The sequence below is a fragment of the Burkholderia sp. AU27893 genome, assembly GCF_002223205.1.
Classification (GTDB): Bacteria; Pseudomonadota; Gammaproteobacteria; order Burkholderiales; family Burkholderiaceae; genus Burkholderia.
This window is the reverse complement of the sequence record NZ_NKFD01000001.1, coordinates 777,239-792,795: the sequence shown is the minus strand read 5'-3', so window position 1 is coordinate 792,795 and position 15,557 is coordinate 777,239. Positions and strand designations below refer to the sequence as shown.

Genomic DNA, 15,557 nt, shown 5'->3' with positions numbered 1-15,557 from the left:
GCGTCAGCCGCGCGCTCGCGCTGCCAGATGCGCGCGGGCGCCGTCGACGATCAACGCGACGCCGCGCTCGAACGCCTCGTCGCCGCTGCGCGCGCGCAACGCGGCCCAGCCCTTCGCGAGCAGCGGATACTCGGCCGCGTCCGGCAGCGGCGCATCGGCGTCGCCGTCCGCTTCCGCCTGCTCTTCGAGCACCCATCCGACCACGAAGCGGCCCAGCGCATACATCACGTCGACCGCCTCGTCCGGCGCGAAACCCACAGCGCCGAGCAGCGCGACCTTGCGCTCGATCGAGCCGAAATGCAGCGCGCGCGGCCGCGTACCGGCATGCAGGCGCGCGCCGTCGCGATAGGCCAGCAGCGCACGACGGAAACTCCGCGCGTTGTCCAAAAGCCACGCATCCCACGCTTCGCCCGGCCGCGGCAGCGACGCATCGTGACGCTCGAGCATGATCGCCTCGGCCATCGCATCGAGCAGTTCGCCCTTGTTCTTGAAATGCCAGTAAAGCGTCGGCGACTGCACGCCGAGCCGCTCGGCGAGCTTCCGCGTCGACAGCCCGTCGATGCCGACTTCGTCGAGCAGCTCGAGCGCCGCGCGCAATACCGTGTCGCGCGTCAGCCGCGCCCCTGTGTCCTTCATCTCTATCACCGATAGGGAAAGCTGTGGAATAATCGCCACTCTATCACCGATAGAGTCATGCTCTTGAATCCGTCCCTGATTGCCATCCTGGCCACGGTCCTGCTCGACGCGATCGGCGTCGGGATCGTGATGCCGATCCTGCCCGGGCTGCTGCGCTCGCTCGCCGACGCAGGCAGCACCGATACCCACTACGGGATCCTGCTCGCGCTGTATGCGTTCGCGCAGTTCCTGTGCGCCCCGCTGCTCGGCGCGCTGAGCGACCGCTTCGGCCGCCGGCCCGTGCTGCTCGTTTCGCTCGCGGGCGCTGCGCTCGACTACCTGCTGATGGCGCTCGCGCCGACCCTCGCTTGGCTTTACGTGGGGCGGCTGATCGCGGGCATCACCGGCGCGAACGTCGCGGTCGCGACTGCCTACGTCACCGACGTCACCGCCGAACCCGATCGCGCACGACGCTTCGGCCAGCTCGGCGCGATGATGGGCATCGGCTTCATCGCGGGCCCGCTGATCGGCGGCCTGCTCGGCGCGCTGCACTTGCGCGCACCGTTCGTCGCGGCCGCCGTGCTCAATGCGCTCAACCTCGTACTGGTCTGGCGTGCGCTGCCGGAATCACGGCCGCCTTCGGCCCGCGAAGGCCACGCGGTTGGCGCACTCAATCCGTTCGCCAGCCTGCGCCGGCTGACCGGCGCGCCCGCGCTCGCCCCGCTGATCGGCATTTACGTGATCGTGGCGCTGGTGTCGCAGGCGCCCGCAACACTGTGGATCCTGTACGGCCAGGAGCATTTCGGCTGGTCGACGCCGATCGCGGGGCTGTCGCTGGCGGGCTACGGCGCGTGTCACGCACTCGCGCAGGCCTTCGCGATCGGGCCGCTGATCGCGCGGCTCGGCGAGCGCCGCGCGCTGGCTCTGGGCCTCGCGGGCGACGCGCTCGGGCTCGTGGCGATCGCGTTCGCGACCGCCGCATGGGTGCCGTTCGCGCTGCTGCCGCTGTTCGCAGCAGGCGGCATGACGCTGCCGGCCCTGCAGGCGATGCTCGCGCGGCAGGTCGACGATGGGCGCCAGGGTGAACTGCAAGGCGCGCTCGCGAGCGTGGCGAGCCTGATCGGCGTCGCGGGGCCGCTGGTCGTCACCGCGACCTATGCGGCGACACGTGCGACGTGGCCGGGGCTCGTCTGGGCCGCGGCCGCACTGCTTTATCTGCTCGTCCCGCCATTGCTGGCCGGTGCGCGGCCGGCGGGCGCGGCACGGCCGTCCGCATGAGCGTCGGCGCGCCCCGTCGCGCTCACTGCGCGAGCGTCACCAGATTCGCGTCGCGCACGAGCTGCCAGCGGCCGTCGGCCTTGCGGAAGATCGTCAGCGTATGGCCCGACCGGCGGATCGTCTCGCCGTCCGGCGGGGTCGCCTCGATCTCGATGAAATTGCGCATGTACGCCCAGTCGCCCAGCACGCGCAGCTCGTCGATCCGGTAACGGCCGTCGATCTTCGGCGCGTGGCCGCCCCCGGCGTTCGCGTCGCGTGACGCGGCCGCAAACGCCGCCTTGTCGAACGGCGGCTTGCCGACCACCATGAAGATCGCGTCGTCGGCGATCAGGTCGAGCACCGTCACCAGGTCGCCACGCCGGCTCGACACGAACCAGTTGTCCACGAGTTCGCGGATCGCGTGTTCGTCTTCGGTCATCGTCGTCCCTCCTTCACCGGCGCGCGCCCGAACGCGACGCCACGCCCAAAAAAAAAAGCCGCCCGGATCGACTCCGGGCGGCTTTCCTTGCTGCATCTGCTGCAGGCAGTGCGTCAGACCACGACCGTCTGCGCCTCGCCTTCGCGGGTCGCACGCACGGTGCCAATCTTCCACACCTGTTCGCCGGCGGCGGTCAGGTCGGCGATCGCTGCGTCCGCATCGGCCGCCGACACGATCACGGCCATGCCGATGCCGCAGTTGAACACGCGGTGCATTTCCGCATCGGCGACACCGCCGTGCTCCTGCAGCCACTTGAACAGCGGCGGCAGCGGCCAGGCGTTCTGGTCGAGCTCGGCGGTGAGGCCTTCGCGCAGCACGCGCGGAATGTTCTCGACGAGACCGCCGCCCGTGATGTGCGCCATGCCCTTCACCGACAGCTTCTGCATCAGCGCGAGCAGCGGCTTCACGTAGATGCGCGTGGGCGCCATCAGCGCGTCGGCCAGCGAGCGGCCGTGGAAATCGGCCGACAGGTCGGGGTTCGCGCGTTCGATGATCTTGCGCACGAGCGAGAAGCCGTTCGAGTGGATGCCGCTCGATGCGAGGCCCAGCACCACGTCGCCCTCGGCGATCGTGCTGCCGTCGATGATCTTGCTCTTCTCGACCGCGCCGACCGCGAAGCCGGCCAGGTCGTATTCACCGTCCGGGTACATGCCCGGCATTTCGGCCGTTTCACCGCCGATCAGCGCGCAGCCCGACAGTTCGCAACCCTGCGCGATGCCCTTGACGACCGTTGCCGCGGTGTCGACGTCGAGCTTGCCGCACGCGAAGTAGTCGAGGAAGAACAGCGGCTCGGCGCCCTGCACGAGGATGTCGTTCACGCTCATCGCGACGAGATCCTGGCCGACGGTGTCGTGTTTGTTCAGATGAAACGCCAGCTTGAGCTTGGTGCCCACGCCGTCGGTGCCCGACACCAGCACGGGCTCCTTGTACTTCTTCGGCACTTCGAACAGCGCGCCGAACCCGCCGATGCCGCCGAGCACGCCGTCGCGCAGGGTTTTCTTCGCAAAAGGCTTGATCTTGTCGATGAGTGCGTCGCCCGCGTCGATGTCGACACCTGCGTCGCGATAGGACAGACCCTGAGCGTCGGGAGCGGATTTCGGAGGATTCATGGGGGAATGCGAGAAGGTCGGTAAAATGCGATTTTACCCGAAGCCGGCCCGTTGGCCGGAATTCCCAGCACCGAATCGTCAGGGATTGCATCTTGGTCAACACGTCCCCGTTTTCATCGCCGAGCGAACCGCGCCGAAACCGGCGTGGCGCCGTGCGTGCGGCCGCGCGTGAAGCCCGTGAAGACGCAAGCCCCGGCGCGTGCCCGGCGTACGGCGCGCGTATTTTCAACCGACCTGCATTGTGACTGTTGTGTCTCGTCAACTGACGCTCGATCTCGGCACGCCGCCGCCCGCCACGTTCGACAACTTCATCATGAACGAGGAGAACGACGAGCTCATCTCGCGCCTGCAGAAGCTCGACCTCGCGCTCGCGGCGGGCCCCGTGCCGGACCGGTCGTTCTACATCTGGGGCGAGCCCGGCTGCGGCCGCACCCATCTGCTGCAGGCGCTCGTGAGCGACGCATCGTACGGCTATGCGCGCTACCTGACGCCGCAGAGCCCGCTCGGCGCGTTCACGTTCGACCCGCGCATCGGCATCTACGCGATCGACGACTGCGACCGGATGAGCGACACGCAGCAGGTCGCGCTGTTCAACCTGTTCAACGAAGTGCGCGCGCACCCGTCGAGCGCGTTCGTCGCGGCGGGCCCCGCGGCGCCGCTCGCGCTCGACGTGCGCGAGGATCTCCGCACGCGCCTCGGCTGGGGGCTCGTGTTCCACCTGTCGCCGCCGTCCGATGCCGGCAAGATCGCCGTGCTCAAGCTCGCGGCGAAGGAGCGCGGGATCGCGCTCACCGACGACATCGCCGCCTACCTGCTGACCCATTTCCGCCGCGACATGCCGAGCCTGATGGCGCTGCTCGACGCGCTCGACCGCTTTTCGCTCGAGCAGAAACGCGCCGTCACGCTGCCGTTGCTGCGCCGCATGCTGGCGCGTCCCGGCGACGACATCACCCCACCGGGCACGGGCCCGAACCGCTTCGAGTAAAATGCGCTTCCATGACTAATCTGGCACTCTTTGACCTCGATCACACGTTGATCCCGACCGATAGCGACCACGAATGGGGCCGCTTCATGGTGAAGCTCGGCATCGTCGACGCGGAAAGCTTCTCGCGTCAGAACGATCAGTTCTTCGCCGACTACAAGGCCGGCAAGCTCGACATCCACGCGTACCTCACGGCGATGATCACGCCGCTAGCGAAGTATTCGCGCGCGCAGCTGGCCGAATGGCACGATCAGTACATGCACGAGGTGATCCGGCCCGCCATGACGCCCGCCGCGCTCGAGCTCGTGCGCAAGCACCTCGATGCGGGCGACCTGTGCTGCGTCGTGACGGCGACCAACGAATTCATCACGCGCCCGATCGCGTCCGCGTTCGGTGTCGACACGCTGATCGCCTGCGAGGTCGAAACGACCGACGGGCATCCCGATTCGCCGTACACGGGCCGGCCGACCGGCACGCCGAGCTATCGCGAAGGCAAGATCGTGCGGACCGAAGCGTGGCTCGCGTCGCTCGGCAAGCAATGGAGCGACTTCCCGCACACCTATTTCTACAGCGACTCGCACAACGACATCCCGTTGCTCGAGAAAGTCACCGACCCGATCGCGACCAACCCTGACGACACGCTGCGTGCGCATGCAAGCAACCGCGGCTGGCGCATCCTCGATCTCTTCTGAACGTCGTGATCAAAAAATTCATCCGCAAGCTGCTCGGCCAGGACGAAACCGAGCAAACCTCTCCCGCAACGGCCCCGGCCGACGAAGCGGCCCCTGCTACCCCGCGCACCCCGAAGGGCGCCCGCGGCGGCGGCGCGAAGAAACCGCGCAGCAACCATGAACCGACCGTCGTGCCGGCCAGCGTGCACGGCATCAACCCGGCGCTGATCTCGAAGAATGCCGTGCGCGTGACCGACACGCTGCAGCAGGCGGGCTTCCGTGCGTTCATCGTCGGCGGTGCGGTACGCGACCTGCTGCTCGGCATCGCGCCGAAGGACTTCGACGTCGCGACCGATGCCACGCCGACCGAAGTGCAGCGCCTGTTCCGCCGCGCACGCCTGATCGGCCGCCGCTTCCAGATCGTCCACGTGCAGTTCGGCCAGGAGCTGATCGAGGTGTCGACGTTCCGCGCGCTGGTCGATGCGCCGCCCGAGGCGGCCGCTGCCGAGCCGCCGAAGCGCCTGAAGCGCGACGAACTCGATCGCCGCACGCACGCGGTGGACGCGAGCGGCCGCGTGCTGCGCGACAACGTGTGGGGCGAGCAGCACGAAGACGCCGCGCGCCGCGACTTCACGATCAACGCGATGTACTACGACCCGTCGACGCAGACGGTGCTCGACTACCACGACGGGATGGCCGACGTGCGCGCCCGCCTGTTGCGGATGATCGGCGATCCGGCCACGCGCTTCCGCGAGGATCCGGTGCGGATGCTGCGCGTCGTGCGCTTCGCAGCCAAGCTCGGTTTCGAGATCGAGCCGCATACGCGCGAACCGATCAACGCGCTCGCCGACCTGATCAACAACGTGCCGGCCGCGCGCCTGTTCGACGAAATGCTGAAGCTGCTGCTGTCGGGCCACGCGCTCGCGTGCCTGCAGCGGCTGCGCAAGGAAGGCCTGCACCACGGGCTGCTGCCGCTGCTCGACGTCGTGCTCGAACAGCCGCAGGGCGAGAAGTTCATCACGCTCGCGCTGAACAACACCGATGCACGCGTGCGCGCCGGCAAGACGGTATCACCCGGCTTCCTGTTCGCGACGCTGCTGTGGCACGACATGCGCCAGCGCTTCGAGCAATACACGGCGGAAGGCGAAATCCCGGTGCCGGCGCTCCATCGCGCGATGGACGACGTGCTCGACATGCAGACCGAGAAACTCGCGATCCACAAGCGCTACTCGGCCGACATGCGCGAGATCTGGGGCCTGCAGCTGCGCCTCGAGAAACGCTCGGGCCGCAGCGCGATGCGGCTGCTGGAACACCAAAGGTTTAGAGCGGGGTATGATTTCCTCCTGTTACGCTGCGAATCCGGCGAGCTCGATGCGGAAGTCGGACAGTGGTGGACGGATTTCATCGAAGGCGACGCGGCCGCTCGCGAGGCATTGCTCACGCAGGGCGGCACGAAGGAAAAATCGCCCCGCAAGCGGCGCCGCCGCGGCGGCGTGCGAAACCGCAAGCCGGGTGAAGGGGCCGCCGAGCCGGCACCGGACGCCTCGGGCGGTTCCGACGACTGACGCGCTCGCCGGCGAACGACGTAGGAAGTGATGCCATGACGGTTGCATATATCGGACTGGGGGCGAATCTCGGCGATGCGCGCCAGACCCTGAAGGACGCGGTGGTGTGCCTTGCGCAGCAGCGCACCATCTCGATCCTCGGCAAATCGAGCCTGTATCGCACGGCGCCCTTCGAAGCGGGCGGCGACGACTACTACAACTGCGTCGTCAAGCTCGACACGACGCTGTCGGCCCGCGAGCTGCTCGCGCTGTGCCAGAAGATCGAACATCACTTCGGCCGCGAGCGCCCGTATCGCAATGCGCCGCGCACGCTCGATCTCGACATCCTGCTGTTCGGCGACGATTCGATCGACGAGCCCGACCTGATCGTCCCGCACCCGCGCCTCACCGACCGTGCGTTCGCACTCGTGCCGCTCGTCGAGATCGAGCCGGCACTCGACATCCCCGCGCGCGGCCGGGCCGACGCGTTCCTCGCCGCCGTCGCGGACCAGCGCGTCGAGAAGGTGCAGACCTGCCAGTGCCTGATGCAGAAGGCGCTCGCTGCCAGCGCAGACGCCGACAAGAACCGCTGCCGATGACCCCGACTCCCCTCACCGTCACCGCGCCCGACCTGCGCGCCCCGCATCGCTATCTCGTGATCGAAGGCCCGATCGGCGTCGGCAAGACGACGCTCGCGCGCCTGCTCGGCGAACGCTGGTCGATGCAGACGCTGCTCGAGCGCCCGCAGGACAACCCGTTCCTCGAACGCTTCTATCGCGACACCGCACGCTACGCGCTGCCCGTGCAGCTGTCGTTCGCGCTGCAGCGCGCGCAGCAGGCACGCGAGCTGATCGGTGCGCTCGACACGGGCCGCCCGGTCATCGCCGATTTCATGCCGCAGAAGAACGACATCTTCGCGCGGCTGAACCTGCCGGAAGACGAGTGGCAGCTCTACCGCTCGGTCGCGACGCACGTGGACGTGCCGCAGGCGCCGTCGCCCGACCTCGTCGTCTACCTGCAGGCGAGCCCCGAAGTGCTGTTCTCGCGCATCCAGAAGCGCGGGCTGCCGATGGAGCTGCAGATCAGCGATGCGTACCTGCGCTCGCTCGTCGACGCGTACAACGAATTCTTCTACCACTACGACCGCACGCCGGTGCTGACGGTCGCAGCCGAACACCTGAACCCGCTGGATTCCCCCGACGATCTCGCCCTGCTGGTCGAGCGCATCGAGACGATGCGCGGCCGCAAGGAATTCTTCGTCAAGGGCGAGACGACGCGCTGACGCGTCCTCGCCTGTCGTTCCACCCCCATTCGAACCGGATTTCCCATGACCTATCTCCAGGAATCGAGCCGGCCTGCCGTCACGGTGCCCAAGCTGCAGGCAATGCGCGACGCCGGCGAGAAGATCGCGATGCTCACCTGCTACGACGCGAGCTTTGCCGCACTGCTCGACCGTTCGGGCGTCGACGTGCTGCTGATCGGCGATTCGCTCGGCAACGTGCTGCAGGGCCACACGACCACGCTGCCCGTGTCGCTCGACGACATCGCGTATCACACCGCCTGTGTCGCCCGGGCGCAGCCGCGCGCGCTGATCATGGCCGACTTGCCGTTCGGCACGTACGGCACGCCGGCCGAGGCATTCGCCAGCAGCGTGAAGCTGATGCGCGCCGGTGCGCAGATGGTCAAGCTCGAAGGCGGCGAATGGCTCGCCGAGACGATCCGCTTCCTCGTCGAGCGCGCGGTGCCCGTGTGTGCGCACGTGGGCCTCACGCCGCAGTCGGTGCATGCGTTCGGCGGCTTCAAGGTGCAGGGCAAGACCGAAGCCGGCGCCGCGCAACTGCTGCGCGACGCACGCGCGGTCGAAGCGGCCGGTGCGCAGGTCGTCCTGCTCGAAGCCGTGCCGACGCTGATTGGATCCGAAGTCACGCAGATGCTGCGCGTGCCGACGATCGGCATCGGTGCGGGCGCCGACTGCTCGGGCCAGGTGCTCGTGCTGCACGACATGCTCGGTGTGTTCCCCGGCAAGCGGCCGCGCTTCGTGAAGGATTTCATGCAGGGCGAGCCGAACATCCAGGCAGCCGTCGAAGCGTACGTGCGCGCGGTGAAGGACGGTTCGTTCCCCGGCCCCGAGCATTCGTTCTGACGTCCGGCGCGGTGCCGGCGATGCGTTCGTCGGCCCTCGATGAAAAAAGCGCGGCGCCCTTTGCAGGGTGCCGCGCTTTTTTCTTTCTCACGCTGCCGACAGCGGTCGGCTATCTGCCGATCACTTGAGTACCGCGTCGAGCGCGCCACGCAGCGCGTTGGTCAGCAATAGCGCCTCCGCACGCGCGAGATCGTCACGGGTCACGATCCGCTCGGTCGCGCCGAACGCACGATCGTCGAGCAGCACGCCGCGCATCACGCCCGGCAGCACGCCGGACTCGAGCGGCGGCGTCACCCACCGGCCGTCGAGCTTCACGAACAGGTTCGAGCGCCCGCCTTCCGTCACCTCGCCACGCTCGTTGACGAACAGCATGTCGAAGCCGCCAAGCGCCTCCGCAGCCTGCCACGCGCGATCGTATTCGGCGCGGCGCGTGGTCTTGTGCAGCAGCAGCGCATCGCCCGCACGGGTCGGTGCGAAACCGTGCGCGGACGCCAGCAGCACACCGACCGGCCCCGCCGGCAGCGGCTTGAGCGGTGCCGCGATGATCTCGATCGTGCCGTCCTTGGCGAGCGCGAGCTTCATCCGGTACGCGCCGTCGCCGTCGAGCGCCGCGCAGCGCGCGTCGATCTCGCGACGTAACGCATCGGCGTCGAAGCGGAAGCCGAACGCATCCGCGCTACGCTGCAGCCGCGCGAGATGGCGATCGAGATGCCGGATGCCGTCCGCACGCGTGGCGGCCGTCGTTTCGAACAGCTGGAAGCCGGGATCGGCGTCCGTCAGGAATCGCGCTTTCAATTCGCACTCCGCATATTCGTCGGCCGCGACGCTGTCGAGCACGATGCCCGCGCCGACGCCCATCGTGCCGCGGCGCCGGGCGGCGATCACCGTTGTCGGATGGCGTGCTTCGGTACCCGTCGCACCTTCGCAGTCAGCGCCTTCACTGGCGGCACCTTCGCCGGCCGCGTCGAGCGTCAGCGTACGGATCGCGACCGACAGGCAGAAATCGCCGCAACCGGCCAGGCGATCGCCCGGCGCATCGGAATCGGCGCGTTGCTTCGCAGCGTCAAGCCAGCCGATCGCGCCCGTATAGAGGCCGCGCGGCGTCGACTCGATCGCGTCGATCAGTTCCATCGTCTTGTGCTTCGGCGCGCCCGTGATCGATCCGCACGGAAACAGCGCCCGCAGCATCTGCGCGAACGTCGTCCCGTCGCGCCAGCCGGCCTCGACCGTCGACGTCATCTGCCACACCGACGCATACGGCTCGACGGAGAACAGCGCCGGCACGCGGACCGTGCCGGTGCGCGCGATCCGCGACACGTCGTTGCGCAGCAGGTCGACGATCATCACGTTTTCCGCGCGGTTCTTCGGGTCGTTCGCGAGGAACGAGGCCGCCGCCGCATCGTCGCGAGGATCGGCCGAACGCGGTGCCGTGCCCTTCATCGGCCGGGCGCGCAGCACGTCGCCGTGCTTCTCGACGAACAGCTCGGGCGAGCACGACACGACCCACGGACCGTCGGGCAACGCGATCAGCGCGCCGTAGCGCACCGGCTGGCGCGCACGCAGCCGCCGGTACAGCGCGAGCGGCGTGCCGAACACGTCGAAGTTCAGCCGGTACGTGTAGTTGACCTGATACGAATCGCCCGCACGCAGCGCGTCGTGCACCGCGGCGATCGCCGCGTCGAACGCATCGCGCGACACGCTCTTTTCGACATGCGCGACGCCCGCGATCGACGGCGTGCCGCCGCCGTCCTGCTGCGCGAGCCACGCGTCGACTTCGTCGCGCGACAGGCGCTCGCAGCGCGCATACAGCAAAAAGCGCAGCGGGGCGTGGCCCGGCTGCGCTCGTTGCAGGTTGCGTCCGAATTCGTAGTCGCCGACGACGACCGCATGCAGCCCGTCGCGCAGATCCTGCGCCACCGCCGCATCGACCTCGTCGAGCCGAGCCGGATCCGTGCACACGCGTTCGCGCACGAACCCCGAATACAAACGACTCGACCGCGCAAGCGCGGTCGAGTCGCAATCGTCCAAGAGCGCGAACGACGCGCTCTCGTTGCCTTCAGTCATGCTGTTACTCGAGTTACTCGAAGAAGCTCTTCACACGGTCGAACCAGCTCTTGCTCTGCGGGCTGTGACGCGCGCCGCCCTCGGCCAGCGATTTCTCGAACTGCTTGAGCAGGTCGCGCTGGTTGTCGGTCAGCTTCACCGGCGTCTCGACCTGCACGTGGACGTACAGATCGCCCGCGATGCTCGAACGCAACCCCTTGATGCCCTTGCCGCGCAGGCGGAACGTCTTGCCCGACTGCGTGCCTTCCGGCACCGGGAACGACGCACGGCCGGCCAGCGTCGGCACCTCGATCTCACCGCCGAGCGCGGCGGTCGTGAACGGGATCGGCATCTGGCAATGGAGATCGTCGCCGTCGCGCTCGAACACCGAGTGCGGCTTGATGTGGATCTCGACGTACAGGTCGCCCGGCGGCCCGCCGTTGATGCCCGGCTCGCCGTTGCCGGCAGAGCGGATCCGCATCCCGTCGTCGATCCCGGCCGGGATCTTCACCTCGAGCGTCTTGGTTTCCTTCACCTTGCCCGACCCGTGGCAATGCACGCACGGCTCGGGGATGTAGGTGCCCGTGCCATGGCACTTCGGGCAGGTCTGCTGAATGCTGAAGAAGCCCTGCGACATGCGCACCGTGCCCTGGCCGTGACAGGTCGGGCAGGTTTCCGGCTTCGTGCCGGGCTTCGCGCCCGACCCGTGGCAGACCTCGCACGACACCCAGCTCGGCACGCGGATCTGCGTGTCGTAGCCGTGTGCGGCCTGCTCGAGCGTGATTTCCATGCTGTAGCGCAGGTCGGCGCCGCGATACACCTGCGGGCCGCCACGGCCGCCGCGCGCGGCGCCGCCCGCTGCCTGACCGAAGATGTCGCCGAAGATGTCGCCGAACGCGTCCGCGAAGCCGCCGAAGCCCTGTGCGCCCGCACCGCCCATGTTCGGATCGACGCCCGCGTGGCCGTACTGGTCGTACGCTGCCCGCTTCTGGCCGTCCGACAGCATTTCATAGGCTTCCTTCACCTCCTTGAAATGCTCTTCCGCATCCTTGCTGTCCGGATTGCGGTCAGGGTGATACTTCATCGCAAGCTTGCGATACGCCTTCTTGATTTCGTCGTCGCTCGCATTCTTCGCGACGCCCAGAACCTCGTAGTAATCCCGTTTCGCCATATCGATTCACTGTGCCGCCACGCATCGCGCACACGGCGGCTCCTTTCGCCTGCAGTAAAGTCTCTCGACTCGTCTGGCGCTGCGCCCGCCGCGGACGGCGCGTGCAGCACCCGCCAAAAAACAAATGTGCCCGGAGGGCCGCGAAGCCCGCCAGGCGTGGAGTCGATCCGGCCATCCGGAAGGAAAGACAGACCGCTTGTCAGCCAACCCGTCAGCCGCGCCGCGCGCGGGTTGCGCGCGGCGTGCGGCACCGGGGCAACCCGGCTTAGTCCTTCTTCACTTCCTTGAACTCGGCGTCGACGACATCGTCGGCAGCCTGCTGTGCTCCGCCCGCGTGGGCCGCGCCTTCCGCTGCACCCGCTGCGCCGGCCGCCCCTGCTTGCTGGGCCTGCATGTCGGCGTACATCTTTTCGCCGAGCTTCTGCGACACCTTGCCGAGCTCCTCGACCTTCGCGTCGATCGCAGCCTTGTCGGCCGACGTGTCCTTCAGCACGTCCTCGAGCGACTTCAGCGACGCTTCGATGGCTTCCTTCTCGCCCGCGTCCAGCTTGTCGCCGTACTCGGTCAGCGCCTTCTTCGTGCTGTGGACCAGCGCGTCGCCCTGGTTGCGCGAATCAGCCAGCTCGCGCAGCTTGTGATCTTCCGCTGCGTTCGCTTCCGCGTCCTTGATCATCTGGTCGATTTCAGCCTCGGACAGACCCGAGTTCGCCTTGATCGTGATCTTGTTTTCCTTGCCGGTCGCCTTGTCCTTCGCGCCGACGTGCAGGATGCCGTTCGCGTCGATGTCGAAGGTCACTTCGATCTGCGGCACGCCGCGCGGTGCCGGCGGGATGCCTTCGAGGTTGAACTCGCCGAGCAGCTTGTTGCCGGCTGCCATTTCGCGTTCGCCCTGGAACACCTTGATCGTCACGGCGCCCTGGTTGTCGTCCGCCGTCGAGTACACCTGGGCGTGCTTCGTCGGGATCGTCGTGTTCTTGCTGATCATCTTCGTCATCACGCCGCCGAGCGTCTCGATGCCGAGCGACAGCGGGGTCACGTCGAGCAGCAGCACGTCCTTGCGGTCGCCCGACAGGACCTGGCCCTGGATCGCCGCGCCGACTGCGACCGCTTCGTCCGGGTTCACGTCACGGCGCGGATCCTTGCCGAAGAATTCCTTCACCTTCTCGAGCACCTTCGGCATGCGCGTCTGGCCGCCGACCAGGATCACGTCGTCGATGTCCGACACCTTGACGCCTGCGTCCTTGATCGCGATACGGCACGGTTCGATCGTGCGCTCGACGAGGTCTTCCACCAGCGCTTCCAGCTTCGCGCGGGTGATCTTCAGGTTCAAGTGCTTCGGGCCCGATGCGTCAGCCGTGATGTACGGCAGGTTGATTTCGGTCTGCTGGCTCGACGACAGCTCGATCTTGGCCTTTTCAGCGGCTTCCTTCAGGCGCTGCAGCGCGAGCACGTCCTTCGACAGGTCGACGCCCTGCTCCTTCTTGAACTCGCCGATGATGTAATCGATGATGCGCTGGTCGAAGTCTTCGCCGCCGAGGAACGTGTCGCCGTTGGTCGACAGCACTTCGAACTGCATTTCGCCGTCGACGTCCGCGATTTCGATGATCGACACGTCGAACGTACCGCCGCCGAGGTCATACACGGCGATCTTGCGGTCGCCCTTCTCGGCCTTGTCGAGGCCGAATGCGAGCGCAGCCGCGGTCGGTTCGTTGATGATCCGCTTGACTTCGAGGCCCGCGATGCGGCCGGCATCCTTGGTTGCCTGGCGCTGGCTGTCGTTGAAGTACGCCGGCACCGTGATCACGGCTTCCGTGACCGGCTCGCCGAGGTAGTCTTCGGCCGTCTTCTTCATCTTGCGCAGCACTTCCGCCGACACTTGCGGCGGCGCGAGCTTCTCGCCGTGTGCCTCGACCCATGCATCGCCGTTGTCGGCCTTGATGATGGCGTACGGCATCAGGCCGATGTCCTTCTGGACTTCCTTCTCTTCGAAGCGGCGGCCGATCAGGCGCTTCACGGCGAACAGCGTGTTCTTCGGGTTGGTCACCGACTGGCGCTTGGCCGGTGCGCCGACCAGCACTTCGTTGTCGTCCATGTAGGCGATGATCGACGGCGTGGTGCGCGTGCCTTCCGAGTTCTCGATGACCTTGACCTGGTTGCCTTCCATGATGGCGACGCACGAGTTCGTGGTGCCGAGGTCAATACCGATGATCTTTCCCATTTTTCCTAATCTCCAGAAATGCTTGTTTGCTGCGCAAAAACCTGCGTTTTGGGGCGGTTTCGCGCGCCAGAATTCAACTCTGTTCCCGAAATGCGTCCGTCCGGTTCGTTTTCAAGACCCGACGTGCGATGCGGATATTAAATTTTTTCAATCGCCGCCGGCTAGCGGATCGCCGCCCGGCGGATTGCCGCCCAGCGGATTGCTGCCCGCCGCCGCGACTTTCGCCCGTGCCGCCGACACCGCTGCCTGGAACTGCGCGAGGCCATGCCAGCCGGTCGCGCGGCCGAGCCGCTTGCCGCGGTGGAAGAAGAACCACGTCGGCACGCCGTGCAGCCCGAAGCGGCGCCCCAGCTGAGGGTGTTCGTACACGTTGCAATGGAACCACTTCAGGTCCAGCGCGCGGATCGCGTCGGGCTGGGCGAGCATCGCCTTCTTCGCGATCTCGCAGTTGAAGCAGTCGACGCCCCAGAAGAACACCACCGCGAGCGCATCGCCCGCGCCGTCGAGCGCCGCGTCGAACGTGCCGGCGTCCAGCGCCTGCATGTCGAACGCGTCGAACGCGGCCGGATCGACGCCGGCTGGCAGCATCGCGACGGCCTTACTTCGGCTGCGCGACGGTGACGAGCGCCGGGCGCAGCACGCGGTCGGCGATCATGTAGCCCTTTTGCAGCACGGTGACGACGGTATTCGGCTCCTGGTCGGCCGGCACCATCGAAATGGCCTGGTGCTGGTGCGGATCGAACTTCTCGCCGACCGGGTTCAGCGCGACGACGCGGCCCTTCTCGAGCGCGCTCGTCAGCTGGCGCAGCGTCAGTTCGACGCCCTCGCGCACCTTCGCGATGTCGCCGGACGTATCGTTGACGGCCGCTTCCAGGCTGTCCAGCACGGGCAGCAGGTGCTCCGCAAAGCTCTCGATCGCGAACTTGTGCGCCTTCGAGACGTCGTCCTGCGCGCGGCGGCGGACGTTCTCGGTTTCGGCCTTCGCCCGCAGGAAGCTCTCCTGCAGCTCGGCGACCTTGGCTTGAGCCTCCGCGAGCGCCGCGTCGGCTGCTTCGGCGGCGGGAGCGGCGCCTTGCGCCGCCTGCTTCTCGCTGCCGATCTCTTCGGCCGATTGGGATGCCGGGTTCTCTTGCGTGTTTTCCATGTCGCTGAAAGTCGATTAGAGGTTGAAGCCAAATCGGCAACCGCCGGACCGTATATCCGGTGGCACCGCACATTGCTGGTGCAAATAAGGGTGAAAACGACGATTTCAAGAGGGTTATTCGCCGGCATTCTCCAATACCGCGAAACAACCGCGCGTCACGC

Annotated in this window: 15 protein-coding genes; 7 read left to right on the top strand and 8 right to left on the bottom strand. The window is 67.3% G+C overall.

Annotated features, from left to right (window positions below):
• Positions 1–3: 3 nt before the first annotated feature.
• Positions 4–636 carry a tetracycline resistance transcriptional repressor TetR gene (gene tetR, locus CFB47_RS03720; RefSeq protein ID WP_089460449.1) on the bottom strand — a complete coding sequence of 211 codons (633 nt, stop codon included), beginning with the start codon at positions 634–636 and terminating at the stop codon, positions 4–6.
• 57 nt (positions 637–693) lie between these two features.
• Between tetR and tet the strand changes: the two genes are divergently transcribed.
• Complete coding sequence (gene tet / locus CFB47_RS03715) at positions 694–1,893, top strand: Tet(A)/Tet(B)/Tet(C) family tetracycline efflux MFS transporter (RefSeq protein ID WP_089460448.1); 1,200 nt, start codon at positions 694–696, stop codon at positions 1,891–1,893.
• A gap of 22 nt (positions 1,894–1,915) precedes the next feature.
• Here tet and CFB47_RS03710 read toward each other — a convergent pair whose 3' ends face one another.
• Entirely contained in the window at positions 1,916–2,311 is a 396-nt protein-coding gene (locus CFB47_RS03710) for an SgcJ/EcaC family oxidoreductase (RefSeq protein ID WP_089460447.1), read from the bottom strand.
• Positions 2,312–2,424: 113 nt separating this feature from the next.
• Positions 2,425–3,480 carry a phosphoribosylformylglycinamidine cyclo-ligase gene (purM, locus tag CFB47_RS03705; RefSeq protein WP_006484927.1) on the bottom strand — a complete coding sequence of 352 codons (1,056 nt, stop codon included), beginning with the start codon at positions 3,478–3,480 and terminating at the stop codon, positions 2,425–2,427.
• Positions 3,481–3,730: 250 nt separating this feature from the next.
• Here purM and hda point away from each other — a divergent pair, with 250 nt between their 5' ends.
• From hda to panB, 6 genes are read left to right on the top strand one after another with little or no spacing between them, the layout of a single operon-like run.
• A complete protein-coding gene (gene hda / locus CFB47_RS03700; RefSeq protein ID WP_006484992.1) occupies positions 3,731–4,465 on the top strand; it encodes a DnaA regulatory inactivator Hda in 735 nt (244 codons plus the stop codon).
• 11 nt (positions 4,466–4,476) lie between these two features.
• Complete coding sequence (locus CFB47_RS03695; protein ID WP_089424564.1) at positions 4,477–5,154, top strand: HAD family phosphatase; 678 nt, start codon at positions 4,477–4,479, stop codon at positions 5,152–5,154.
• Positions 5,155–5,159: 5 nt separating this feature from the next.
• Positions 5,160–6,698, top strand: coding sequence for a polynucleotide adenylyltransferase PcnB (gene pcnB, locus CFB47_RS03690; protein WP_089460445.1), 1,539 nt, complete (start codon positions 5,160–5,162; stop codon positions 6,696–6,698).
• 35 nt (positions 6,699–6,733) lie between these two features.
• Complete coding sequence (folK, locus tag CFB47_RS03685) at positions 6,734–7,276, top strand: 2-amino-4-hydroxy-6-hydroxymethyldihydropteridine diphosphokinase (protein WP_089439282.1); 543 nt, start codon at positions 6,734–6,736, stop codon at positions 7,274–7,276.
• A complete protein-coding gene (locus CFB47_RS03680; RefSeq protein WP_089460444.1) occupies positions 7,273–7,959 on the top strand; it encodes a deoxynucleoside kinase in 687 nt (228 codons plus the stop codon). Before folK ends, CFB47_RS03680 begins: the two co-directional genes overlap by 4 nt.
• 45 nt (positions 7,960–8,004) lie before the next feature.
• Entirely contained in the window at positions 8,005–8,820 is an 816-nt protein-coding gene (gene panB / locus CFB47_RS03675) for a 3-methyl-2-oxobutanoate hydroxymethyltransferase (RefSeq protein WP_089460443.1), read from the top strand.
• Positions 8,821–8,940: 120 nt separating this feature from the next.
• Here the strand turns inward: panB and CFB47_RS03670 are convergent, their stop codons facing one another.
• The 5 genes from CFB47_RS03670 to grpE all read right to left on the bottom strand — a co-directional run bounded on the left by CFB47_RS03670 (position 8,941) and on the right by grpE (position 15,396).
• Positions 8,941–10,884 (bottom strand): chorismate-binding protein, encoded by a 1,944-nt coding sequence (locus CFB47_RS03670; RefSeq protein ID WP_089460442.1) that lies wholly within the window; start codon positions 10,882–10,884, stop codon positions 8,941–8,943.
• Between the two features lie 13 nt (positions 10,885–10,897).
• Entirely contained in the window at positions 10,898–12,034 is a 1,137-nt protein-coding gene (dnaJ, locus tag CFB47_RS03665) for a molecular chaperone DnaJ (RefSeq protein WP_089430628.1), read from the bottom strand.
• 265 nt (positions 12,035–12,299) lie between these two features.
• On the bottom strand, positions 12,300–14,252 hold the full coding sequence (gene dnaK, locus CFB47_RS03660; RefSeq protein WP_089460441.1) for a molecular chaperone DnaK: 1,953 nt from the start codon (positions 14,250–14,252) through the stop codon (positions 12,300–12,302).
• A gap of 147 nt (positions 14,253–14,399) precedes the next feature.
• A complete protein-coding gene (locus CFB47_RS03655; protein ID WP_089460440.1) occupies positions 14,400–14,840 on the bottom strand; it encodes a thioredoxin family protein in 441 nt (146 codons plus the stop codon).
• Positions 14,841–14,850: 10 nt separating this feature from the next.
• Complete coding sequence (gene grpE / locus CFB47_RS03650; protein ID WP_089424554.1) at positions 14,851–15,396, bottom strand: nucleotide exchange factor GrpE; 546 nt, start codon at positions 15,394–15,396, stop codon at positions 14,851–14,853.
• Between the last annotated feature and the right edge of the window lie 161 nt (positions 15,397–15,557).